Source organism: Zobellella iuensis, assembly GCF_016746085.1.
GTDB classification, from domain to species: domain Bacteria; phylum Pseudomonadota; class Gammaproteobacteria; order Enterobacterales; family Aeromonadaceae; genus Oceanimonas; species Oceanimonas iuensis.
Window position 1 is genome coordinate 105,039 of the sequence record NZ_JAERTZ010000008.1, and the last position, 24,130, is coordinate 129,168.

Annotated in this window: 21 protein-coding genes and 1 other RNA gene; 13 read left to right on the forward strand and 9 right to left on the reverse strand. The window is 67.2% G+C overall.

Translation table 11 applies throughout. The features are described from left to right. Positions 1-208: 208 nt before the first annotated feature. The 6 genes from rraA (JKV55_RS03415) to JKV55_RS03440 all read right to left on the reverse strand — a co-directional run bounded on the left by rraA (JKV55_RS03415) (position 209) and on the right by JKV55_RS03440 (position 7,489). Positions 209-706, reverse strand: a complete 498-nt coding sequence (gene rraA, locus JKV55_RS03415; protein ID WP_202082344.1) for a ribonuclease E activity regulator RraA — start codon at positions 704-706, stop codon at positions 209-211. 31 nt (positions 707-737) lie between these two features. After that, positions 738-3,425, reverse strand: coding sequence for an aconitate hydratase AcnA (gene acnA / locus JKV55_RS03420; RefSeq protein WP_202082345.1), 2,688 nt, complete (start codon positions 3,423-3,425; stop codon positions 738-740). A gap of 126 nt (positions 3,426-3,551) precedes the next feature. Then, complete coding sequence (locus JKV55_RS03425) at positions 3,552-4,436, reverse strand: LysR family transcriptional regulator (RefSeq protein ID WP_202082346.1); 885 nt, start codon at positions 4,434-4,436, stop codon at positions 3,552-3,554. Between the two features lie 9 nt (positions 4,437-4,445). Continuing rightward, complete coding sequence (gene otnC, locus JKV55_RS03430) at positions 4,446-5,081, reverse strand: 3-oxo-tetronate 4-phosphate decarboxylase (protein ID WP_202082347.1); 636 nt, start codon at positions 5,079-5,081, stop codon at positions 4,446-4,448. Then, positions 5,078-6,346: a 3-oxo-tetronate kinase gene (gene otnK / locus JKV55_RS03435; protein WP_369409616.1), complete on the reverse strand. Its 1,269-nt coding sequence runs from the start codon at positions 6,344-6,346 to the stop codon at positions 5,078-5,080. The genes otnC and otnK overlap by 4 nt, the downstream gene beginning before the upstream one ends. Positions 6,347-6,418: 72 nt before the next feature. Continuing rightward, on the reverse strand, positions 6,419-7,489 hold the full coding sequence (locus tag JKV55_RS03440) for an isocitrate/isopropylmalate dehydrogenase family protein (protein ID WP_202082349.1): 1,071 nt from the start codon (positions 7,487-7,489) through the stop codon (positions 6,419-6,421). 250 nt (positions 7,490-7,739) lie between these two features. Between JKV55_RS03440 and rraA (JKV55_RS03445) the strand changes: the two genes are divergently transcribed. From rraA (JKV55_RS03445) to JKV55_RS03475, 7 genes are all read left to right on the forward strand, one after another. Continuing rightward, positions 7,740-8,222: a ribonuclease E activity regulator RraA gene (rraA, locus tag JKV55_RS03445; protein ID WP_202082350.1), complete on the forward strand. Its 483-nt coding sequence runs from the start codon at positions 7,740-7,742 to the stop codon at positions 8,220-8,222. A gap of 17 nt (positions 8,223-8,239) precedes the next feature. Then, positions 8,240-8,908 (forward strand): aspartate/glutamate racemase family protein, encoded by a 669-nt coding sequence (locus JKV55_RS03450; RefSeq protein ID WP_202082351.1) that lies wholly within the window; start codon positions 8,240-8,242, stop codon positions 8,906-8,908. Between the two features lie 5 nt (positions 8,909-8,913). Next, a complete protein-coding gene (locus tag JKV55_RS03455) occupies positions 8,914-9,681 on the forward strand; it encodes a hydroxypyruvate isomerase family protein (protein ID WP_202082352.1) in 768 nt (255 codons plus the stop codon). 166 nt (positions 9,682-9,847) lie between these two features. Next, on the forward strand, positions 9,848-11,512 hold the full coding sequence (locus JKV55_RS03460) for a methyl-accepting chemotaxis protein (RefSeq protein ID WP_202082353.1): 1,665 nt from the start codon (positions 9,848-9,850) through the stop codon (positions 11,510-11,512). Positions 11,513-11,704: 192 nt separating this feature from the next. Further along, a complete protein-coding gene (locus JKV55_RS03465) occupies positions 11,705-12,628 on the forward strand; it encodes a GntR family transcriptional regulator (RefSeq protein ID WP_202082354.1) in 924 nt (307 codons plus the stop codon). A gap of 263 nt (positions 12,629-12,891) precedes the next feature. Beyond that, the gene (locus JKV55_RS03470; RefSeq protein WP_202082355.1) at positions 12,892-13,164 is read left to right on the forward strand and encodes a helix-turn-helix domain-containing protein; all 273 of its coding nucleotides are present in this window, start codon (positions 12,892-12,894) and stop codon (positions 13,162-13,164) included. Next, entirely contained in the window at positions 13,151-14,443 is a 1,293-nt protein-coding gene (locus JKV55_RS03475) for a HipA domain-containing protein (RefSeq protein ID WP_202082356.1), read from the forward strand. Before JKV55_RS03470 ends, JKV55_RS03475 begins: the two co-directional genes overlap by 14 nt. A gap of 31 nt (positions 14,444-14,474) precedes the next feature. Here JKV55_RS03475 and JKV55_RS03480 read toward each other — a convergent pair whose 3' ends face one another. Both JKV55_RS03480 and mtnK read right to left on the reverse strand, forming a co-directional pair. Next, entirely contained in the window at positions 14,475-15,746 is a 1,272-nt protein-coding gene (locus tag JKV55_RS03480) for a lactonase family protein (protein ID WP_202082357.1), read from the reverse strand. 253 nt (positions 15,747-15,999) lie between these two features. Then, a complete protein-coding gene (mtnK, locus tag JKV55_RS03485) occupies positions 16,000-17,214 on the reverse strand; it encodes an S-methyl-5-thioribose kinase (protein ID WP_202082358.1) in 1,215 nt (404 codons plus the stop codon). A 241-nt stretch (positions 17,215-17,455) separates the two neighbouring features. On the opposite strand from mtnK, the gene arsS reads away from it, so the two are divergent. The 6 genes from arsS (at position 17,456) to ffs (ending at position 23,265) form a co-directional block, all read left to right on the forward strand. Then, positions 17,456-18,424, forward strand: a complete 969-nt coding sequence (gene arsS / locus JKV55_RS03490) for an arsenosugar biosynthesis radical SAM (seleno)protein ArsS (RefSeq protein ID WP_202082359.1) — start codon at positions 17,456-17,458, stop codon at positions 18,422-18,424. Further along, positions 18,421-19,086 (forward strand): TIGR04283 family arsenosugar biosynthesis glycosyltransferase, encoded by a 666-nt coding sequence (locus JKV55_RS03495; RefSeq protein WP_237332637.1) that lies wholly within the window; start codon positions 18,421-18,423, stop codon positions 19,084-19,086. Before arsS ends, JKV55_RS03495 begins: the two co-directional genes overlap by 4 nt. Next, positions 19,083-19,709, forward strand: coding sequence for a TIGR04282 family arsenosugar biosynthesis glycosyltransferase (locus tag JKV55_RS03500; protein ID WP_202082360.1), 627 nt, complete (start codon positions 19,083-19,085; stop codon positions 19,707-19,709). The genes JKV55_RS03495 and JKV55_RS03500 overlap by 4 nt, the downstream gene beginning before the upstream one ends. A gap of 10 nt (positions 19,710-19,719) precedes the next feature. Further along, positions 19,720-20,535 carry a sterol desaturase family protein gene (locus JKV55_RS03505; protein ID WP_202082361.1) on the forward strand — a complete coding sequence of 272 codons (816 nt, stop codon included), beginning with the start codon at positions 19,720-19,722 and terminating at the stop codon, positions 20,533-20,535. Further along, positions 20,532-22,691 (forward strand): dihydrolipoyl dehydrogenase family protein, encoded by a 2,160-nt coding sequence (locus JKV55_RS03510; RefSeq protein ID WP_202082362.1) that lies wholly within the window; start codon positions 20,532-20,534, stop codon positions 22,689-22,691. The genes JKV55_RS03505 and JKV55_RS03510 overlap by 4 nt, the downstream gene beginning before the upstream one ends. 476 nt (positions 22,692-23,167) lie before the next feature. Beyond that, an RNA gene (ffs, locus tag JKV55_RS03515) (signal recognition particle sRNA small type) lies at positions 23,168-23,265 on the forward strand. A gap of 378 nt (positions 23,266-23,643) precedes the next feature. On the opposite strand, the gene JKV55_RS03520 is transcribed toward ffs, so the two are convergent. Continuing rightward, positions 23,644-24,084, reverse strand: a complete 441-nt coding sequence (locus JKV55_RS03520) for a carboxymuconolactone decarboxylase family protein (RefSeq protein WP_202082363.1) — start codon at positions 24,082-24,084, stop codon at positions 23,644-23,646. Between the last annotated feature and the right edge of the window lie 46 nt (positions 24,085-24,130).

Genomic DNA, 24,130 nt, shown 5'->3' on the forward strand with positions numbered 1-24,130 from the left:
AACATTGCAATTGCACTTTTGAAACTAAAAATACAATTCATGATTTAGAGCACAATACCGCCGACAAGGCGCGCATCCCGCCATTATATTGCCCGAATCCAAGCGGAACCGGGCTCTCGCCCGGCCAGCGCCAGGGTGAACTTAAGCGTGCCTTTATCCAGTTTTCCCAAATCGTCGCCAGCGGAGCCGCCCGGCCAGACCCAAGGGGTCAGGCCCCGGCCGCCAGCGCCTCGCCGGCCAGGGCCGCGGGCATCACCACCACCCCATCCTCGTCCGCCACCAGGTAGTCGCCGGGCTGGCAGCGCACGCCCTGGATGTCGATGGCCAGTTCCGTCAGCCCCAGGCCGCGCCGGGTCGAGCCCATGGGCACCACGCCCAGGGCGCGCATGCCCAGATCCATCTGGGCGATGGGCTCGGCGTCGCGGATATAGCCGTAGATGACGACCCCCTCCCAGCCGTTGCGGATGGCGGTGGCGGCGCTCATGTCGCCGAACACCGCGCAGCGCTCGCTGCCGCCGGCGTCCACCACCATCACCTTGCCCTGCCCCGGTGTTTCAATCAGCTCCTTGATGCGGGAGCTGTCCTCGAAGCATTTCACCGTGACCACCTCGCCGGCGAAACGCGGCCGGCCGCCCAGATCCCGCAGCCGGGGAGTGAGGAAGCCGATCCTCTCGCCCAGCCGATCGCATAATTCCGTTGTGTTCATGCCTGTGTCCTCTTCTTGTTGTCCATATGAATCAGTTACGGGTGTCGGCGGTAACCTTGCGCACCACGTAGGGCAGGATGCCCCCCTGGCTCAGGTAGCGCAGTTCCTGGCGGGAGTCGATCCGCAGCCGCAACCCGACTCGTTCGAAACGGCCGTCGACCCGGTCAATCTCCAGCTCCACCGCATTGCAGCCCACCGCCAGCGCGTCCAGGCCGCCGAACGACAACCGCTCGTCGCCCTTCAGCGCCAGCCGCGCGGCATCGATGCCGGGCTCGAACTCGATGGGGAACACCCCCATGCCGATCAGGTTGCTGCGGTGGATACGTTCGAAACTTTGCGCCACCACCGCCCGCACCCCCAGGGTGGCCTGCGCCTTGGCGGCCCAGTCGCGGCTGGAGCCGGCGCCGTAGTTGAAGCCGGCGAACACCACCAGGGGCACCGCCTCGGCCGCGTAGCTCAGCGCCGCCTCGTACACCGGCAGCAGCCGGCCGTCCGCCGCCCTGGCCCAGCCGCCCTCGCCGGGCTGCTCCGGCAGCAACCGGTTCTGCACCGCCCGGTTGACGAAGGCGCCGCGCATCATCACCTCGTGGTTGCTGCGGCGGGTGGAATACTGGTTGAGATCCCGCGGCGACTCGCCCCGCGCCAGCAGCCAGCGGCCGGCCTGGCTGTCGGCCGGAATGGCGCTGGCCGGCGAGATATGGTCGGTGGTGACGTTGTCGCCCAGCACCAGCAGGGCGCGGGCGTTGTCGATGGCCAGGCTGGCCCCGGGCGCGGGCGCGATGGCCTGGGTATAGATGGGGCGGCGCAGGTAGGTGGAGCCGGGATCCCAAGGGAAGCGCACGCTGCCCTCGGCCGACAGCTCCCGCCAGTGATGGGTGCCGTCCCACAGGCTGGCGTTGCGCCGGGCGAACTGCTCCGGGTGCAGGCTGGCGGCCACCAGTTGCTGGATTTCCTCCTCGCCCGGCATCAGCTCGTGCAGGTAGACCTCCCGCCCCTCCTCGTCCACCCCCAGGGGGGCGCGGGTCAGGTCGGTGTCGACGGTACCGATGAGGGCGTAGGCCACCACCAGCGCCGGCGAGGCCAGGTAGCCCGCCTGGACTCTGGGGTTGACCCGGCCTTCGAAGTTGCGGTTGCCCGACAGCACCACCGCCGTCCTGAGCCCCTGCTCCACCAGATGGTCCAGCCGCGGCTCCAGGGCGCCGGAGTTGCCGATGCAGGTCATGCAGCCGAAGCCGGCCAGGGAGAAGCCGAGGGCGGCAAAGTCCGCCAGCAGCCCGGCCTGCTCCAGGTAGTCCGCCACCACCCGGGAACCCGGCGACAGCGAGGTCTTGACCCAGGGCTTGGGGCGCAGGCCGCGGCGGCGGGCGTTGCGGGCCAACAGCCCGGCCTGGATCATCTGCGCCGGGTTGGCGGTATTGGTGCAGCTGGTGATGGCGGCGATGGACACGGCGCCGTGCCCCAGCGCCTCGCCGAAGGCCGGCTCGACAAAGCGGGCGTCCGGGTCCAGGGTGCCGGCGATCACCCCCTCGCCCAGGCCCAGCACCTCGCGGCGGAAGGAGGCGCCGGCCTCGGCCAGCGGCTGCCACTGGTGGGGCTGGTGCGGGCCGGCCACCGCCGGGGCGATGTCCGCCAGATCCAGCTCGATCAGCTCGGCGAACTCGGGCTGCGGCAGCGCGTCCCGCCGCCACAGCCCCTGGGCCTCGAGGTAGCCGCGGATCTGCGCGCGCAGCCCGGGGCTTCGGCCGGTCAGCTCCATGTACTCCATGGTGACGTCGTCGAAGGGGAAGAACACCACGGTGGCGCCGTATTCCGGCGCCATGTTGGACAGGGTGCCGCGCGCCGCCCAGCCCAGCTCCGCCAGGCCCGGGCCGCAGAATTCGACGAACTTGCCCACCACCCCCTTGCGGCGCAGCAGTTCGGTGACCTTGAGCGCCAGATCGGTGGCGGTGACCCCGGGGCGCAGCCGGTTGCGCAGGCGGATGCCGATCACCTCGGGAAAGCGGATCGGCACCGGCTCGCCCAGCATGGCGGCCTGCCCTTCCAGCCCGCCCACGCCCCAGCCGAGGATGCCGATGGCGTTGATCATCGGGGTATGGCTGTCGGTGGCCACCATGTCGTCGGGGTGCAGCAGCGGCGTGCCGTCTTCGGTGCGGCTCTCCCACACCACGGTGCCGAGGGATTCCATGTTCACCTGGTGGATGATGCCCGTGCCCGGCGGCACCACCCTGAAGTTGTCCAGGCTCTGCTGGGCCCACTTGATGAAGCGGTAACGCTCGCCGTTGCGCCGGTAGTCGATGTCCAGGTTGCGCTCCACCGCCGCCTCCTCGGCATAGTGCTCGACGATAACCGAGTGATCTATGGTCAGCACCGCCGGTATCATGGGGTTCATGGCGCCGGGATCGCCGCCCAGCTCCGCCACCCGGTCGCGCATGCCGGCAAAGTCGGCCAGCGCCGGCAGGCAGGTGGTGTCGTGGAACATCAGGCGGTTGGGGTAGAAGGGCACCTCGCAGGCGGCCCCTTGGCCCCGGGCGCAGGCGAGCACCTCGTCCAGCATCTCGGGGGAGCAGCGCGCCACGTTCTCGAGCAGGATACGCAGGGAATAAGGCAGGCGGCACAGCGCCGCCGGCTCGAGCAGCTTGTACAGATCCACGTAGGCGTAGCGCCGGCCGTCGATCTGCAGCTCGCTGAGGTGGTCGGGACTGGGGTTTGTCAACATCATGGGTATCACCATTACCAAATTTGCCAGGGATCCTCGCCGGAGGACCGGGTTGGGCTTGATTCTAGAAAGGCCCCGGGGCCGTGAAAATTGAGCATTGGCCAAGCCCGCGTTCGCCAACGGCGAACGCTATCCGCAAAGGTGCTCGACAAAGCTGTGCGCCACGGCCGGCAACTGGCCGAAGTCCCGGGCGACCAGCAGCAGTTGCCGGCGCGCCCAGCCGTCTTCCAGGCCCACCAGGCGCAGGTCGAGGGCCTGCCGGTGCGATGCCGCCACATCCCGAGGCAAGAGGCAGATGCCCAGGTTGGTCGCCGCCATGCGGCACATGCACTCGAAACTGCCGACCCGCACCCGCTGGCGCAGCGCCTGGCCCAGCAGGGCGGCCTGGACCGACAGCAGCTGCTGCAGGGAGCTGTCCGGATGGGAGCCGATAAATTCGTACGCCAGGGCCTCGGCCAGTCTCACCCGGGTACGCTCCGCCAGGGGATGGCGGGCCGCCATCACCAGCACCAGTTCGTCGCTGCGGTAGGGTCGGCTGGCCAGCCCCAGGGTGGGCGTCTGCTCGGCGATGATGCCGAGGTCGGCGCGGCCGTCGGCCACCGCCGTCACCACGCCGGTGCCGACCCCCTCCTCGATGTCGAAGCGGATCATCGGATGGGCCTGCATAAAGCCGGCGATGTCGAGGGTCAGCTGCTGGGCCAGGGCCGAGGTGATGGCGTGCAGGCGCAGGTGGCCCGTGACGCCGGCGCCGTATTCGCTCAGCTCCCTGTCCATCTGCTGCAGGGTCGCGCGCAGCTGCCGCACATGATGGTGCAGCGACTGGCCGGCCGGGGTCAGCTCCATGCCCCGGGGGGCGCGGACGAACAGCGGCGCCCCCACCCTGGCCTCCAGCTCGCTGATGCGCTTGCTCACCGCCGAGGTGGCCAGGTGGCAACGCTCGGCGGCCCGGGTCAGGTTGCGTTGCTCGGCCACGGCCATGAAGATCTCCAGGCTGAGCAGGTCGTAGCGCATCATGGCGGCCTCCTAGCGCTTGGCGAAACGGCGTTGCAGATCGGCCACCTGCTCCGGCGTCAGGGTTTTGAACTTGTGCTGGAACAGCAGCAGGAACAGCTGGGCCGTGGCTTCCAGCTCCTCGGTCGCATCCACCGCGGCATGCAAATCCGAGCCGGCCACGACGGGGCCGTGGTGGGCCAGCAGCATGGCATGGTGCCGGCCGGAAAAACGCCGCACCGCCTCGGCCAGGGCGGGGTCCCCGGGCGCGTAATAGGGCACCAGGGGCAGCTTGCCGACCCGCATGGCGTAGTAGGCGGTGATGGCCGGCAGCACGTCCTCCGGATCCAGCTGGTCCAGCACCGACACCGCCACCGAATGGGTCGAGTGCAGGTGCACCACGGCGCCGCTGACCGGCCGCTCCTGGTACATGGCCAGGTGCAGCATGGCCTCCTTGGACGGCAGGTCGCCGCCGATATGGCGCCCCTGCCAGTCCAGCTTCGACAGCCGGGCCGGATCCAGCCGGCCCAGGGACGAGCCCGTCGGCGTCAGCAGCCAGCCATCGTCCAGCCGGACGCTGATGTTGCCCGTGCCGCCGTGGGTCAGGCCGCGGTCGTACATGGACTTGCCGAGCAGCACTATCTCTTCCCGTTGCTTGTGTTCGTTCATTCCACCCTCCCCAGGGCTTTCTCGAAAAAGTCGACGGAGCCGAAATTGCCCGACTTCAGCGCCAGCAGCAGGGGCCGGTCGCCCAGGGTCCGGGTCCAGGGCACCCCGGGATCGATGAGGGTGCCGATGCGCAGGGCGCGCACCTCCAGCGCCTTGACCACGGCACCCGAGGTTTCGCCGCCGGCCACCACCAGCTTGCTCACGCCCAGCTCCCGCAGCCCCACCGCGATGCGCGACAGCGCCTGCTCGACCAGCTCCCCGGCCCGGGCCGCGCCCAGTTGCTCCTGGGCGGCCCTGACCTGCTCCGGCCGGGCACTGCCGTAGATCAGCACCGGCTCGCGGGCGACGAGGGGCGCGGCCCAGGCCAGCGCCTCCGCCACCAGATCCCGCCCTTCGGCCAGGCGCAGCGGATCCAGCTGAAAGCTGGGCCGATGGCGCTGCCAGTGCTCCACCTGGGCATTGGTCGCCAGCGAACAACTGCCGGACAGCACCGCCGACGGCCCTTCCAACCCGGGCAGCGCACCGGCCTGCCGGTTATCGCCCAGCAGGCCCGCGCGGCGGAAGTTTTCCGCCAGGCCCAGCGCCACCCCCGAGCCCCCGGTGATCAGCCGGTGCCCGGCGGCGGCTTCGCCGATGGCCCGCAAATGCCCGTCGTCCAGGGCGTCGACGATGGCGTAGCCATGCCCCGCCTGTTCGAGCTGGTCGAAGGCGGCCCGGATGGCCGGCGCCCCGCGGGAGACGGTGTGCCAGGGCACCAGCCCCACCGATCTCGCGGTCTGCCGCTGCAGCACCCGCACCAGGTTGGCGTCGGTCATGGGGGTCAGGGGGTGGTGGCGCATGCCGGACTCGCTCAGCAACAGCTCGCCGACGAAGAGGTAGCCCTGGTACAGGGTCCGCTGGTTGGCGGGAAAGGCCGGGCAGGCCAGGGCGAAGCGGCACTCCAGCGCGGCCAGCAGGGCATCCGCCACCGGCCCTATGTTGCCCTCGGGGGTGGAATCGAAGGTGGAGCAGTACTTGAAGAAAAACTGCCGACAGCCGGCGGCCTTGAGCCAGTCCAGCGCGGCCAGCGAGTCCGCGACCGCCTCGCCGGCGGGCTGGGTGCGGGTTTTGAGGGCAATGACAATGGCGTCGATATCGGCGGGCACCGGCTCGCGCGGCACCCCGATCACCTGCAGCGTGCGCATGCCGCTGGCGACCAGGGTGCTGGCCAGATCCGTCCCGCCGGTAAAATCGTCGGCGATACAGCCGAGCAAGGGTTTGTTCACCATATTCTCCTTGATGGACGGGCCGGCCTGCCGCCGGCCCGTCGCCTGGGTTCACTCCATGAGCCGGGCCCGTCAGCCGTTGATGACCTCGGCCACCGCCTCGCCGAAGGCGCGGCAACCGAGCCGGCCGCCGAGATCGGCGGTGCGGCGGGCGGGATCCTCCAGCACCCGGTCCACCGCCTGCTCCATGACCCGGGCCGCGTCCGACAGGGCCGGCTTGCCGTGGTGCTCGCCCATCCAGTCCAGCAGCATGGCCACCGACAGTATCATCGACACCGGGTTGGCCTTGTCCTGGCCGGCGATGTCGGGGGCGGAGCCGTGCTGGGCCTGGGCGCAGCAGTGGGTGTCGCTGGCCATGATGGAGCCGGCCAGGCCCAGGCTGCCGGACAGCTCGCTGGCCAGATCGCTGATGATGTCGCCGTAGAAGTTGGTGGCCACCAGCACGTCGAAGCGCTCGGGGCTGCGCACCAGGTGGGCGGTGGAGGCATCGACCAGCAGATCGTCGAGCGCCACCTCGGGAAAGTCCCTGGCCACGTCGCGCACGCACTCCAGGAAGAGGCCGTCGGTCATGTGGAAGCTATTCGACTTATGGATGGCGGTGACCTTCTTGTTGCGCTTCATGGCCAGCTCGAACGCCCGGCGGGCGATGCGCTCGCTGCAGTGGCGGGTGATCTTGCGGGTGGACAGCGCCATGTCGGGGCTCGGCATCACCTCGCCCCAGCCCCGGGTCATGTTGCGATCCGGGTAAAAGCCCTCGGTGGCCTCGCGCATGATCACCAGATCCATGCGCTTGCCTTCCTTCATGTTGGAGGCCAGGAAGGGACGGGTGCGGGCCGGGCGCACGTTGGCGTAGAGATCCAGCCCGATACGGAAGCCCGCCGACACATTGCGCCCGCCCTGTTCCGGCGCGGGGTAATCCGCGTGGGACTGGGTACCGAGGATGATGCCGTCGTAGGTTTTGGCTTTTTCCAGCACCTGGTCGCGCAGGGTGGTGCCGTGTTGTTCGAGGCTCTTGAAGCCCACGTCGTCGTAATCGAACTGCAGGCCCAGGTTGAACTTGCCGTTTACCGCCTGCAGCACAGACATGGACGACTGGACAATCTCGGGGCCGATACCATCACAGGGAAGAACCAGAATTCGCATCACACTCTCCTAACATGGGTTGGTCTCAGGCTGTCCATGGCGGGGTCGATTGCCGCGGCGTCAAGCTCCGCGAATGACCCGGTCAACCATGGGACATCTGCCTGGTTGCACGTAAAAATGAAATGTTCATCACACAAACGGGAGATGGATTCCGTTCCACGCCACGAACATATTGCATTTTATTGCATACAAATCCAATATAGGCAACTCTTTTAACGATTCGACCAACCGCAATGACCCAGGAGGGAAAATGACATTCAACACCACGGATCTCTGTGACGAGCACGGCGACCAGGCGCGCGTAGTGGCGCTGCCCCTTATCGACTTCGGCGCCCGCGCCCGCTGCGCCGGCCCCGCCGTGACGGTGAAATGCTTCGAGGACAATTCGCGCATCAAGGCGCTGAGCAGGCAGCCGGGCGAAGGCCGGGTGCTGGTGGTCGACGGCGGCGGCAGCCACCGCTGCGCCCTGCTGGGCGACGTGATCGCGGAAGATCTGCTGAACAACGGCTGGGCGGGCGTGATCATCAACGGCTGCATCCGCGACAAGGCGGCCCTCGCCGGGCTGGACATCGCCATCAAGGCGCTGGGCACCTCGCCGCGCAAGTCGGTCAAGCGGGACGAAGGCCAGGTCGGCCTGGCGGTGGACATCGGCGGCCAGCCCATCGCCGACGGCGACCGGATCTACGCCGACGAAGACGGGGTTATCGTGCTCGATACCCCCGCCGACCAGTGACCCCAGGAGCGATGACGATGACAGCACCCCGTATTTTTCTGATCCACGCCACCCCGGTCGCCGTGGAGCCCATCAACCAGGCCTTCGCCCGGCTCTGGCCCGAGGCGGAGCTGGCCAACCTGCTGGAAGACGCCCTGTCGCGGGATCTGGCCGCCGAAGGGCGGCTCACCGCCGCGCTCCGGGAACGCTTCCTGGCGCTGGCCCGCTACGCCGACGGCGCCGGCGCGGACGGCATCCTGTTCACCTGCTCGGCCTTCGGCGAGGCCATCGAACAATGCCAGCAGGCCCTGTCCATCCCGGTGCTCAAGCCCAACCAGGCCATGATCGAGGAGGCCGTGGCCCAGGCCCGGCGCATCGCCATCCTGGCCAGCTTCGAGCCCTCCATCGGCTCCATGAGCGAGGAGTTCCACGCCCACGCGGCCGCCGTCGGCAAATCGCTTCAGCTCAGCGCCTTCGTCTGCCCCGAGGCCATGCAGGCGCTGCGGGCGGGGGATGCCCCACGCCACGACGCCCTGCTGGCCGAGATGGCGGCCCGCATCGAAGGCGTCGACATTATCTGTTTCGCCCAGTTTTCCATGGTCTCGGCGCTGCCGGCCGTGCGTGCGGTCAGTGCCGTGCCCGTGCTCGCCACCACCGACAGCGCCGTGCTGGGGATGCGCCAGGCCCTCACCGCCCAGAGGAGATAGCCGCCATGCTCAACTTCAGTGCCCACCTCGGTTTTCAGTTCACGGAAGTGCCTTTTCTCGCGCGCTTCGGCGCGGCGGCGGCCGCCGGCTACCGCGCCGTGGAGTTCCCCTCCCCCTATGAGCAGGATGCCGGCGAGCTGGCCGAACTGCTCGCCCGCCACCAGCTGCAGCTGGTGCAGTTCGCCACCCCCATGGGCGACGGCAAGGGGCTGGCGGCCCTGGCCGGGCGCAAGGAGGAATTTCGCGAAAGCCTGCACCAGGCCCTGCACTACGCCCGCCGCCTGGGCTGCCGCCGCCTGCACCTGATGTCCGGCTGCGCGGGGCCGGATGAGCCGGCCGACGCCACAACCTACCTGGACAACATCCGCTACGCGGTGGCGTTTTTCGCCGATCAGGGCATCCAGAGCCTGATCGAGGTGATCGGCGAGGCCAGCGCCCCCGGCTACTTTATGAGCCGGTTCGAACGGGCCGAGTGGCTGTTCGACGCCATCGACTCCCCCGGCCTGGCGCTGATCTTCGACAGCTACCACGCCAGCCGGCTGGGCGGCGATCCCCTCGCCCTGCTGGACGCCTGGTGGCCGCGCCTGGGCCATGTGCAGGTGGCCGACGACCCGGGCCGGCACGAGCCCGGCACCGGCCGCCTGGACTTTCCCGCCCTGTTCGCCCTGCTGGAGCGGCGCGGCTACCCAGGCTGGATCGGCTGCGAATATCACCCGCGCAACGGCACGGAAGCCGGACTGGGCTGGCTCGCGGCCTATATGGCTGGCCGATGATACCTATGACAGGGAAGTCTCCACCCATGACACATGGTTGCAGACCAGATGCCAATAAAGACAACGCCTATCTCAAAACGGACGGACAAAGGGAACGGAGTTGGCCCTTTGTCCGGCCTCATCGACGACCTCAGACGACGTTGTCAACAAACTAATGGAGCGGCTTGTGCATTTGCTACGACAACTCAGGATTGCCCATCGGGCCCTGCTCGGCTTTGCCATCATCGCCCTGCTCGGCATGCTGCTGGGCGCCTTCGCGCTGGTGCAGATGGACCGGCTGCAGCGGCATGGGCTGGATATCAAGGACAACTGGCTGCAACGGGTGAGCCTGCTCGCCAACGCCGACAGCGCCCTCAACCGCTACCGCATGGGCGCCATGCTGCATATCCTCTCCCCGCGGGAGGAGGAAATGGCGCTGTACGAAGGCGACACGGCCCGCCAGCTGAGCCGGCTGCGGGACCTGATGACGGACTACGCCGCCCTGCTGCAGGACGAGCGGGAGGTCGCGCAGCTGGCCGCCTTTACCACCAGCCTGAACACCTACCAGCAGATCAGCCGGGAGCTGCTGGCCCTGTCCCGCGGCGGCGACAAGGAAGGCGCCGCCCTTTACCTGCTGCTGGTCCGGGACGCCTACGACCAGATGGCGGGCGTTTTCCAGACCCTGGCGACGGCCGCCCAGACCGGCGCCGACGGAGCCGGTGAGCGTTCGCACCTGGCGTTTCGGGATGCCTTCAACGGCGTGCTGGCGGTGGTGCTGCTGAGTTGCGCCGGCACCCTGGTGGTGGCCTGGCTGCTGATCCGCAGCATCGTCCAGCCGCTGCGCGAGGCGGCCGACATCGCCGGCGTGGTCGCCGCCGGGGATCTGACCCGACCCATCGACCAGAGCGGGCGCGATGAGGCGGCCTTCCTGTTGCGGGCACTGGGCAAGATGCAACAGAGCCTGCTCCATGCCCTGCAACAACTGGCCGGCACCTCTACCAGGCTCGCCGTTTCCGCGGGCCAGCTGCAATCCGCGACGGATGAAAGCAGCGACGACCTGCAGCAACAGCACCGGGAGATCGGTTCGGCGGCGTCCGCGGTCACCGAACTGAGCGCCACCGTCGAGCGGGTGGCCCATCACGCCCAGCAGACCCTGGCGCTGTCGGAAAACTCCCGCGCGCTGGCCGACCAGGGGCGGCGCAGCATGGACGGCACCCTGGCCGCCATCAGCGCCCTGAACAGGGATCTGCAGGCCAGCCACCGCCATGTGGAGCAACTGGCCGCCCAGGCCCAGGACATCGGCAAGGTGCTGGACGTGATCAACCACATCGCCGAGCAGACCAACCTGCTCGCCCTCAACGCCGCCATCGAGGCGGCCCGCGCCGGCGACCGCGGCCGGGGATTCGCCGTGGTGGCGGACGAGGTGCGGGCCCTGGCGCAACGCACCGCCCATTCGACCGGCGAGATAGAAGGGATGATCAGCCGGATCCAGGGCGGTACCGGCGCGGCGGTGGAGCTGATGCGCAACAGCAGCGAAAAAACCCATCACAGCCTGGAGCTGGCCGCCCATACCCAGCAGCTGCTGGCACGGATCCTCACCGCCAACGACGACATCAACACCAACAACCGCCTGATCACCGAGGCCGTGGTGGCCCAGGTGCAGACGGCCAGCGCGGTGGAACACAACCTGGACAATCTCCGCCAGCTGTCCAGCCGCTCGGCGCAGGGAGCGGCCCAGACCCGGGAGGCGGCGCAGGGCCTCGCCGCCCTGGCGGCCGACATGAACGGCATGGTCGGGCAGTTCAACATCCGGGTTCCCGATACCCCGAGCACGGGGGGCGGCGCGGGATGACGACGGCGGCTCGACGCCGCGCCGGACTCGCAAGTGCCATGTCCATCAGTCACTTGGCCCGGCTTTGTTGCCGGGCCGGCTGGTGTTCGCTCCCCTTTTTGGCAATAATGGCCGGGTGCGAACGGACGCAGCTACCGACCCCCTCAGGACGACGCCGTCCCACCTTTTCCTTCAACGCCAAGTAACCGGATTATGAGCTCAAGCACCCTAGTACAACGCATCGTCGCCACCATCAAACAGAGGATACAGCTGGGCGAGCTGGGCGTGGGCAGCCACCTCAGCGGGCAGAAAGTGGCCGACGACTTCCAGGTATCGCGCTCCCCCGCCCGCGAGGCGCTGATGGTGCTGGCCGAGCAAGGCTACCTGGAGCAGTTGCCCAACCGGGGCTTTTTCGTCATCGATCCGCCCGTTGAACCCCTGGCGGACAAGGACAGGCTCGTCTCCCTGGAAGAGCCGGAAGAATACTACCGGATGGCGGAAGACTGGCTCAACGACGCCATTCCCGAAGAGGTGACCGAGCAGTTCCTGCGCCAGCGCTACCACCTGACCAAGGTGCAGGTGATCGACATCCTGAACCTGGCATCGCGGGTCGGCTGGGCAGAGCAGAAGCCAGGCTATGGCTGGCGTTTCCTGAACGTGGCCAAGACGCCGGAAACCCTGGAGCAGATCTACAAGGTGCGTGCGCTGATCGAGCCCGCCGCCCTGCTGGAGCCCGGCTACCGGCACGATCCCGAGAAACTGAAAAAGCTGAAAAAAGACCAGCAGGAGCTGCTCGACGGCGGCATCGAAACCCTGCCCGCGGACGTGCTGATCAAGACGGGGGTGCACTTCCACGAGGAGTTCATCAAGCTGTCCGGCAATCCCATCTACCACATGATACTGGTGCAGCTCAACAAGATGCGCCGGCTGCTGGAATACCGGGCCATGGTCAACCGCCAGCGGATGTACCGCCAGTGCAAAGAGCATGTGCAGATGATCGAGCTGGTGGAGCGGGGCGACAACCTGGAAGCGGCCCACCTGATGCGCCGCCACCTGAGCGGCTCCTTCGCCGAAAAATCGCCGATCCTGCAGCTGCGCGAGGAATACCTGGCGGAAATCAGCGAAAAGGGCAAATAAGGCCGGGTAGCCCGACGGTAGGGTCGTGCCCCCGCCATCCGTCGAAAGCCCCAACCGTAGGGCCCGCTTCAGTGGACCACCCCACCACCGGTGCGGTGGTTTGGTCGAATCAATTCGACCCTACAAAGTCCCGCTATAAAATCCTGCCACCCTGGTTTTTATAGACCCATGCCCCCTTCCCTTTTAAATAATCCTGCACAAGTAGGATTATTATCCTATACTCCTGCCATCATCCTTATACTCCTGCACTAATAGGATTATTAATGGCAAAACAGGTCAGGCCACTGGATACCCCCGATCTGCAGGCGCCATTCAGCGCCGAGCTACTGGGTCAGGCCATCCGCGCCCGCCGCACCCAGAGCGGGCTGCGACTCGAAGACGCCGCCGCCTTGTGCGGGGTCGCCAAACAGACCCTGATGAAAATCGAGCATGGCCAGGAGACGACCCAGCTCGGCAGCATACTGCAGGTCTGTGCCGGCCTGGGTATCCGGTTATCGATTGCGCCCTGGCACGAGGCGTCCGATGACTGGACGTGAACTCATCGTTTATCTGGCCGAGCATCCCATTGCCCGGCTGCTCCTGCAAGAAGACACCCTGGTGTGGCAATATTACCCCGGCTGGCAGCAGCAGGGCTTTGCCGTGTCCCCCCATCTGCCGCTGGCCGGCCCCATTGCTGCCGTCAATGTTCACCGTTTTCTGCGCAACCTGTTGCCGGAAGGAAATCCGCTGGAAGAGCTGCTCGCCGGCTTCCACCTGAGCAGGCACAACACCTTTGGCCTGATCCGGGCGTTGGGCGCCGACACGCCCGGCGCCCTGGTCCTGCTGCCACCGGAGCAGTCATGGCCGCAAGCGGCCATGGAAAGACCCTTGTCCGAGCAGGAATTGAGCCAGCGCCTGGATAACAGGAAGCACTACGGCCTGGTGATATGGGATGGCAAACCCAGGCTGTCGGTGGCCGGAGTGCAGGATAAAATCAACGTGGTGGTCAACCCGCAGGGAGAGTTGAGCTTTGGCGAAGGCGCCCTGTGCTCGACCCATCTGCTCAAATTTGAACAACAAAAATACACCCATCTGGTACTGAACGAATACGTCACCATGCGCTTGGCCAACGCCTGCGGCTTGCCGGTGGCCGAAGTGGCGCTACGCCGGTTTGGCCATCATCCGGCACTCCTGGTGACCCGTTTCGATCGCCAATGGCTCGCGCCGGGCAAGGTGCTGCGACGCCAGGTTATCGACGGCTGCCAGGCGCTGAATCTGCCACCGGAGCACAAGTATGAACGCAACTTCGGCAACGCCAGGGATGTCGCCCACATCCGGGACGGCGCCAGCCTGCCCAGGTTGTTCGCCTTTGCCGGGGCTTGTTCCAATCCCGCCCAAAGCCGGCAGCTGCTGCTGGACTGGGTGCTGTTCAACCTGCTGCTCTTCAACCAGGACGCCCATGGCAAGAACGTCAGTTTTTATGTTGGCCGGCAGGGCATCACCCTGGCGCCTTTCTACGATCTGGTGAACATCGCCATGTACCCGGAATTTGAACAGGAAATGGCCATGGCCCTCGGCGATGAATTCGACGCCAGCACAATATATGCCTATCAGCTGGCCGACTTTGCCGCAAGCTGCCACCTCCCCCGGGCCCTGGTCGCCACCCGGCTGAAACGGCTGGCGACCCAGGTACTGAGCAAGGTGCGGCAAGGGCATCAAGCGCTGGCCGGCACAGCGGAGGAGCGGGACTATCTGCGCCGTTTCGATGCCCTGATTGCCGCGCGCTGCGAACACCTGCTGCAGGAAGCCGGCCATATAAAAAATATCGAGCTTTGACCCCGTCGTAGGGGCCACCATGCGCGGTGCCCTAACCGGCGGCGGGCCCGGGGATAATATCCATCCACAGCAGCCAGCGCCCGGCATCGTCGATATCGTATTTCCGCACAAAGCTCAGGGTGCCGTCCTGCGCGATGCGGAACACGGCGAAATTGGCGGGCAGCCACGCCAGCTCGTCGCCCTGCTCCACCCACAGGCTCTTCTGGTTGGCCACCACCAGCCATTGGCCACTGGGATCGACCTTGAAGGTGCGCGCCTCTATCCCTTGGGTGTCCAGATGCTGGACAAGCTCGGGTTCGCCGCTGTGCGGATCGATCCGGAACACCGCCATGGTGTTCTCGCCGCCGGCCAGCACCTTCTTGTCGCCCACCACCTTCTCCCCATCGGCGCGGTTGGCCACGTAGAGATAGCGGCCGTTGGGGTGGAACTGCAGCACGCCCCCCTTCTGGCGATGGCGGTGCTCGTTGGCCATGTCGCGCAGCGCTTCCTTGCGGTACAAAGGCTCCGGCGCCAGGGTGCCACCCGCGGTGAGCGGATACATGAACAGCTTGCTGCCCCGCTCTATCGCCACATAAACCCAGGGCCGGTCGGGGTGGAAGGCGAGATGGCGCGGCCCCAGCCCGGGCGCCATCTCCACCCGGGACAAGGGGGTCAGTTGCCCCTGCTCGAAGCGGAAGCTGTTGACGCTGCCCGGCTCCTCCGCCCGCTCGCCGATGGCGTCATTGCCCCGGGCCAGGGCGACGACGGTGCCGTTGTCCGGCGTGACCATCACCTGGTGGGTGAAAATACCGGCATCCGGCGCCCCGGCCTGGGCTACCTGCGGGCCTATGCCGCCCTCCTCGTCGAGCTTGTGCACGCTCAGGGTACCGGACTGGTTGAAGGCGGTCAGCGCGTACTCGCCGCCGTGATCCAGGGTGAGGTGGATGGGCCGCTCCGGCAGCACCGCCGGCTCCCCCCAGGGAGTCAGGCTGCCGCTGTGCGCGTCGATGCTAAAGGCCCCGAGCAGGTGGGTATCGCCGCTGGCCCCCAGGGTGCCGGAGCCGGCGTTGCTGGAGACGGTATAGAGGAAGCGGCCCTCCCGGTCGGCCACGGCAAATTGCAGGTTGGCCGGCAGCAGGACCGGCTGCCCCCTCGCGGCCAGGGTTCCGGTCCGGGTATCCAGGGAATAATGCAGCAGTTGCTCGCCCAGGCTGGCGTAAAGGGTCATGGTATCCTCTTGGGTTGTCGATTGCTGGGCCTGCAGGCCCGGCGCCGCCAGCACCGAGCCCAGCAAAACCGCCGGCAGTGTCTTGGTCAGTGTCATCACAAACATCCTTATCTGAATTTATACACACATAAATGCAGAATGATTAATAACACTTACTTTGCACTTTTAAAACAAAAAATACACCTTGCCATAATGATGGCGAGACCGCCGGAGGGCATTGTGATCACCTCGACGGCGGGCATGTCGGCAAGGCGCATCATCCTGTAGGTATCGTGGTAGTGGGCAAACCATCGGGCGTATCCCTACGTCCCGACAAACTGTCTCCATGGCTGCCGCTCAGCTGGTTTCGTTAATTCTCCCCGGACGGCTGCCTGCACGCCGCCACCAGCGCCGCCAGCTCCTTGCCGCCGGCCAGGGTGTCGGCCTCGAGGATCAGTGCCCGTCCCAGGGTCAGGGCGGTGCGCTGGCAGGCGAGCCGCGTCGCCTCCTCCTCGATGCCGTTCAGATCCGCCACCTGGGCGATGCCGATGGTGCGGCGGATAAGCTCGGTGCCGGCATAGCCCAGGCTGTCCCGCCACACCCGGGCCAGAAAGTCGGCCACATAGCCCGGCTCGGCCAGGGCCGGATCCGCGCAGCCCGCCGCCAGGGCGGTGAAGTCGTCGTGGAACCGCTGCCACAGGGCCTGCACCTCCTCCCGCCGCCGCCGCTGCTCTGCCCGCCCCTTTTCCCCCGGGTGCAGGCCGGGCTGGCCGCAGTGGTTGAGCAGCAGGTTGCCGATGGCCGAGCCCAGATCGAAGCCCATGGGGCCGTAACAGCCGAATTCGGCGTCGAACACCTTGAGCCCGCCCTCGGTCACGAATACCGAGCCGGTGTGCAGGTCGCCGTGCAGCAGGGCCTGAGCATCGCACAGAAAGCGGTGCTTGAGCGCCGCCACCCGGCGTTTGAGGGGGCCGTCCTGCCACAGCCGCTCGGCCAGGGGGCGCAGGGCGGGCGCGATCTGGTTGCGCGGATGGTCGTGATAGGGGTCGTCGAAGAACACCGTTTCGGTGGCGGCGCACAGCTCCGGGTTGCTGAACCGCACCATCTCGGCCCGCTTGGCGGCGGAGCTCAGGTGAAAATCTGAGCCGTGATAGAGCACCCGGGCCAGGTAATGCCCCAGCCGGGCCGCCGTTTCCGCCGGCGCCTCGCCCGCCATCAGGGCCTGGCGCCAGAGTCGCCACGCCGACAGATCCTCCAGCATCAGCACCGAGAGCCCGGCGTCCTGGTGCAGCAGCGCCACCGTGTGCTCGGGGCAATGCTCGCCATGGCGCCGCAGCACCCCCGCCTCTATCCTGGCCCGATCCCGGGTCAGGGGCCAGGACTCGCCCACGCAGCGGATGTAGGGCAACGCCTGCTTGACGATAACACTGCGCCCGCGGGCGTCATCCACCACCCGGAACACCTGGTTGAGGTTGCCGTCGCCCACCTCCGCCGCCGACAGCCGGGCGGCGGTGTCGAAGCCGGGGCCGTACCGGCGGGCGTAGTCGATGGCGTGCTCGGGGGTAAAAACATGGTATTGGCTCATGGGCGGACCTCGTTGGTTCTGGGAGCAGCAATGCCCCTCTCCCTATCCGGTTGGCGCCGACCGGAAGCCGCGTTATTGCAGCCGTTCGCTAACCTCGCCGACCAGTGTAAGGATAGCGCCGGATAAACAGCCTGAAAGATCTTTGCCGCTCGCAGGGTATAAGCTTTAGACAAAGCGGAATCGCGCCGGCTGCAAGCACGGCGCGCCCTGGCTTGCCCCTTGCCATCCCTGGAGAACCGCCATGAGAGACACCCTGCCGCTGCTGGATCTGACCGACTTTCCGGCCATCCGCCGCCACCGGCTCGATACCCTGCAGGTGAACCTGGGCTACAAGTGCAACATGAAGTGCGTGCACTGCCACGTGGCCGCCGGCCCCCACCGCACCGAGATGATGGACGAGGACAACCTGGCGCTGATCCCCGAGGTGCTGCGGGCCCGCCGGCTGTCGACCCTGGATCTCACCGGCGGCGCTCCCGAGCTGCACCCGGGCTTTAGGGCGCTGGTAGCCGCCGCCCGCGCCCTGGGGGTGAAGGTGATCGACCGCTGCAACCTCACCATACTGTTCGAGCCGGGCCAGGACGACCTGGCCGGGTTCCTGGCCGGACAGGGGGTGGAGGTGGTGGCCTCCCTGCCCTGCTATTCCATGGAAAATGTGGACAGGCAGCGGGGCAAGGGCACCTTCGACAAGAGCATTCTCGCCCTGCAGGCACTCAACCGGCTGGGGTACGGCCAGCCCGGTTCCGGGCTCGAACTCAACCTTGTCTACAATCCCCAGGGCCCCAGCCTGCCGCCGCCCCAGGCGGCGCTGGAAGCCGACTACCGGCGCGAGCTGGGGGAACATTTCGGCGTCCGCTTCAACCGGCTGTTCGTCCTGGCCAACATGCCAATCAAGCGCTTCGGCGACTACCTGCTCAGCAAGCGCCAGTTCCACGACTACCTGCGCCTGCTGAAGGAAAACTTCTCCGCCGCCAACCTGCCGGGGCTGATGTGCCGCAACCTGGTGAGTGTGGACTGGCAGGGCCATTTGTACGACTGCGACTTCAACCAGCAACTGGGGCTGCGCCTGCCCGGCGCGGGCCGACCGCACCTGCGCGATCTGCTGCACCGCGAGCTGGACGGCCAGCCCATCCGGGTGGCCGAGCACTGCTACGGCTGCACCGCCGGCCAGGGCAGCAGCTGCGGCGGCGCCCTGCACAAGGAGCCGTCATGAAGGTGTCGATCATCATGCCGGTGTTGAACGAGGCCGCCATCCTGCCCCGGACCCTGGCCGCGCTGCCGCTGCGGGGCAGCCAGACCGAGGTGATACTGGTGGACGGCGGCAGCCACGACCTGTCCGTCGCCCTGGCCCGCCGGGCCGGTGCCAAGGTCGTCACCAGCGCCCCCGGCCGCGCCCGGCAGATGAACGCCGGCGCCGCCCTGGCCCGGGGGGAGCTGTTGCTGTTCCTGCACGCGGACACCCGGCTGCCGCCCGGTGCCCTGCCGGCGGTGGAGCAGGCCCTGACCCGCCGGCACTGGGGCCGCTTTGACATCACCATTTCCGGCCGCCACCCCCTGCTGACGCTGGTGGCCGCGCTTATCAACCTGCGCTCCCGGCTGACCGGCATCGCCACCGGCGATCAGGCCATCTTCGTGCGCCGGAGCAGCTTCGAGGCCATCGGCGGCTTTCCCGAGCAACCGCTGATGGAGGACATCGAGCTCAGCAAGCGGCTCAAGCGGCTGGGGCCGCCGGCCTGCCTCCGGCTGAAGGCGCACACCTCCGGCCGGCGCTGGGAAAGCCGGGGGCTGTTGCGCACCATCTGGCTGATGTGGCGGCTGCGCTTCGCCTACTGGCGGGGCGCCGACCCGGCCTCGCTGGCGAGGGCCTACCGATGAGCACCCGCATCATAGTGTTCGCCAAGGCGCCCCTGGCCGGCCTGGCCAAGACCCGGCTGATCCCGGCATTGGGGGCCGAGGGCGCGGCGCGCCTGGCCCGGCGCATGCTGCTCTCGACCCTGGCCCATTGCCGGGCCGCGGCCCTGGGGCCGGTGGAACTGTGCGCCAGTCCGGCGCCGGACCGGCCGCCCTGGCGCAATGTGCCCCTGCCCGCCCATATCGAGCTCAGCGACCAGGGCGAGGGTGACCTGGGCGCGCGCATGGCCCGGGCGGCCCGGCGCGGCCTGCAACAAAACCCGCGGCTACTGCTGATCGGCACCGACTGCCCGCACCTCAACCCCGCCCTGCTGCAGGCGGCCGCCCGCCGCCTCGGCCGGTGCGAAGCGATGTTCCACCCCACCTGCGACGGCGGCTACGCCCTGCTCGGCCTGCGCCGCTTCTCCCCCCGATTGTTCGAGGACATCCCCTGGAGCACCGACCGGGTCGCCGAACTCACCCGGGTGCGCATCCGCGAACTCGGCTGGAGCTTCTACCAGGGCGAATGCCTGCGCGACATCGACGAGCCCGACGATCTGTTCTGGCTGCCCTCCCAGTGGCTGGGCGCCGCCCTGTTCAACCGCTGACGAGGCCCCGATGCCGGACCCTGTGCTCACCCAGGAACCCCTGCTCCGGCTGGCCGCCTTCGCCGGCGTGCTGCTGGTGATGATGCTGTGGGAAGTGCTCGCCCCGCGCCGCAGCCGGCGTTATCCACGCCGGCGCAGCTGGCCGGCCAACCTGCTGCTGGTGGCCATCAATACCCTGCTGCTGCGGCTGTTGTTTCCGCTCGCCGCCGTGGGCGGTGCCCTGCTGGCGGAGCAGCGCGGCTGGGGACTGTTCCAGCTGTGGCCGCTGCCGCTCTGGCTCAGCCTGCCGCTTTCCCTGCTGGTGCTGGACTTCCTCATCTACCTGCAGCACCGGCTGTTCCACGCCCTGCCCTGGCTGTGGCGGCTGCACCGCATGCACCACAGCGATCCGGACATCGACGTCACCACCGGATTGCGTTTTCACCCGCTGGAGATACTGCTGTCGATGGGGATCAAGCTGGGCATCGTCATCCTGCTGGGGGCGCCGCCGCTTGCGGTGCTGCTGTTCGAGGTGCTGCTCAACGCCACCTCCATGTTCAACCACGGCAATGTCCGGCTGCCGCCCCGGCTCGATGCCGGCTTGCGCCTGCTGCTGGTCACCCCGGACATGCACCGGGTGCACCACTCGGTGATCCCGCGGGAAACCAACAGCAACTTCGGCTTCAACCTGCCCTGGTGGGATCGCCTGCTGGGCACCTACCGGGCCCAGCCCGAGGCGGGCCACCGGCGCATGACCATAGGGCTGAACGACTTCCAGGATCCGGCCGAGCTGCGGCTGGGCCGCCTGCTGACCCAGCCCTGGCGCCGGCACAAGGAGCCCAAATGAAAAAGCTTATCCTGCTGCTGGTGCTACTGACGCTCGCCTTGCTCTTCTTCGCCCTGGGCGGCCACGAGTGGCTGACCCTGGAGGCGCTCAAACAGCACCAGGCGGAATTCACCGCCCTGCGCGGCCGGTCGCCCTGGCTTACCGCCGCCGGTTTCTTCCTGCTCTATGTGCTGGTGGCGGCCCTGTCCCTGCCCGGCGCCGCCATCATGACCCTGGCCGCCGGCGCCCTGTTCGGCCTGTGGCAGGGGCTGGTGCTGGTGTCCTTCGCCTCCAGCCTGGGCGCCACCCTGGCCTTGCTGGTGGCCCGCTTCCTGCTGCGCGACCAGGTGCAGCACCGGTTCGGCGACCGGCTCAAGGCGGTGAACGACGGTATTGCCAGGGACGGCGCCTTCTACCTGTTCACCCTGCGGCTGGTGCCGGTGTTCCCCTTTTTCCTGATCAACCTGCTGATGGGGCTCACCCCCTTTCCCGCCCGCCGCTTCTACTGGGTGAGCCAGCTCGGCATGCTGCCCGGCACCCTGGTGTACGTGAATGCCGGCACCCGGCTCGCCGCCCTCGACTCCCTCGGCGGCATCCTCTCCCCGGCCCTGTGGCTATCCTTCGCCCTGCTCGGTGTCTTTCCGCTGCTGGCCCGCCACCTGGTCCGCCTGATGCAGCGCCGCCGGGTCTATAAGGGCTGGCAGAAACCTCGCCATTTCGACCGCAACCTCATCGTGATCGGCGCCGGCGCCGCCGGCCTGGTCAGCGCCTATATCGCCGCCGCCGTCAGGGCCAGGGTCACCCTGATCGAGGCGGGCAGAATGGGCGGCGACTGCCTCAACACCGGCTGCGTGCCGAGCAAGGCGCTGATCCGCAGCGCCAGGCTGGCCCACCAGATGCGCCACGCCGACCGCTACGGCCTCTGTGCCACCCAGCCCGTGTTCAGCTTCAAACGGGTGATGGCGCGGGTGCAGGAAGTCATCCAAAAGGTCGCGCCCCACGACAGTGTGGAGCGCTACACCGCCCTGGGGGTGGAGGTACTGCAGGGCCATGGCCGCCTGCTCGATCCCTGGACGGTGGAGGTCAGGCTCAACGACGGCAGCCGCCGCCGGCTGACCACCCGCGCCGTTATCATCGCCGCCGGGGCCGAACCCCTGGTGCCCGAGCTGCCGGGGCTGGACGCGGTGGGCTATCTCACCAGCGACACCCTGTGGCAGGCCCTGGCGGAACGGGACAGCCCGCCCCGCCGGCTGCTGGTACTGGGCGGCGGCCCCATCGGCTGCGAGCTGGCCCAGGCCCTGGCCCGGTTGGGATCGGAGGTGACCCTGGTGCAGCGCAACCCCCGGCTGATGCCGAAGGAAGACGAGGAAGTGAGCGAGCTGGTCAAGGAATCCCTCACCCGGGACGGCATCGCCGTGCTGACCGGCCACCAGCCGCTGCGGCTGGAGCAGGACGACCGGGGCAAGCGGCTGATCGTCCGCCATCACGACCGGGAAGTGGCGCTGCCCTTCGACGATCTGCTGCTCGCCCTGGGCCGCCGCCCCCGGCTGACCGGCTACGGCCTGGAGCAACTGGGCATCGACACCGACCAACGGCTCGAGACCAACGACTACCTGGAAACCCTCTACCCCAACATCTACGCCGCCGGCGACGTGGCCGGGGGCTACCAGTTCACCCACACCGCCGCCCACATGGCCTGGTACGCCAGCGTCAACGCCCTGTTCGGCCAGTTCAAACGCTTCAAGGTGGACTACTCGGTGATCCCCTGGTGCACCTTCGTGGATCCGGAGGTGGCCCGGGTCGGCCTGTCCGAGGCCGAGGCCAGGGACAGGGGCATCGCCTGCGAGGTGACCCGCTTCGGGCTGGACGATCTGGACAGGGCCATTGCCGACGGCGCCGATCACGGCTTTATCAAGGTGCTGACGGTACCGGGCAAGGACCGGATACTGGGGGTGACCATAGTGGGCGAGCACGCCGGCGAGCTGCTGGCGGAATACGTGCTGGCCATGCGCCACAATCTGGGGCTCAACAAGCTGCTGGCGACCATCCACATCTACCCCACCCTGAGCGAGGCCAACAAGTACGCCGCCGGCGAGTGGAAGAAGGCCCATGCCCCGCAGCGGCTGCTGGCCTGGCTGGCCCGCTACCACCGCTGGCGCCGGGGTTCGGTCGAATAAATTCGACCCTTGACGGACGGCGGTTTGGCCGTAGGGTCCGTTTCAACGGACCATCCCGCCAACGGCGCCGGGTTCGGTCGAATAAATTCGACCCTACGACGGACGGCGGTTTGGCCGTAGGGTCCGTTTCAACGGACCATCCCGCCAACGGCGCCGGGTTCGGTCGAATAAATTCGACCCTACGGGGACCATCCACCCACGGCGCCGGGGCTTGGTCGAATAAATTCGACCCTACGGGGACCATCCACCCACGGCGCCGGGTTCGGTCGAATAAATTCGACCCTACGGGGACCATCCACCCACGGCGCCGGGTTCGGTCGAATAAATTCGACCCTACGGGCGCCCCGCCCGCAGGAGCCAGCATCGGGCCGGCGTAGGGTCCACCGTGGGCCCAGGGCAATAAAGCAGCAGTCGCGCCGGCAGGGGTTGCATTCAAAAGGGTTTTTGCTAGACTGGCCGCTCTTCGATGGTGGCCCCGTTGGTCCTCTCGCATCGAAACCTTGTCGACCTGGTCAGGCCCGGAAGGGAGCAGCCAAGGCGAGGATCTTCGAGTGCCGGGATGCGGCTGGCGGGCGCCACCTCCAATTTTCTGCCGTATTCCCCTATTCATCTGCTCCAGCTTATTGCGGATATGCCGGTTTTTGCTTTGCTTCGACCGGGCTGGATATCATGGTCCGGGAGCTATTGAAAAAGGCAGCACCGTCAGGTTCGCGACACCGGACTATAAATACAGCCTTGCTCTTAAACCGCCATTACACACCCACTTTTCTGATTTGCTCAAGCTGCTTCTTTCATGACGGCGTAGATTGAATCTATTCGGCCGAACCCCGGCGCCGTTGGCGAATGAGTCCACTGAAATAGATCTACGGCAAACCACCGGCGGGCCCCGTGTAACCCGTTGTCCACTTTTCCATGCTAACGAGTCGTCGCGGTCCAAACCAAAACAGGTGCCTTACTTCGGCTGCATTGCGAATCCAACGCCGAAGCGGTTCCAGGCGTTGATCACCGCAATGACAAAAGTCAGCTCGGACAGTTCTTGCTCATTGAACTGGGCCGCGACTTCTTGGTAGATGTCGTCTGGCGCGTGCTGTTCGGCAACCAGGGTGAGGGTTTCGGTCCACAGCAAGGCAGCACGCTCACGCGCATCAAAGAACGGGGTCTCCTTCCATGTGCTGATGGCCATCAGGCGTCGGGATGTTTCGCCGGCGTTCAGGGCATCGGTGGAGTGCATGTCGATACAGTAGGCGCAGCCGTTGAGCTGCGATGCGCGGATGCGCACGAGCTCGCACAACGAAGAAGGCAGAACCGATTGCGATACGACCTTATCCAGAGCCAGCATTGCCTTCATGGCTTGCGGTGCGGCGTTGTAGTAGTTGATGCGTTTGGTACTCATGAGGTTCTCCGTCAGTAGGGCCACGTGCTGTGGTATGGGAGGACTG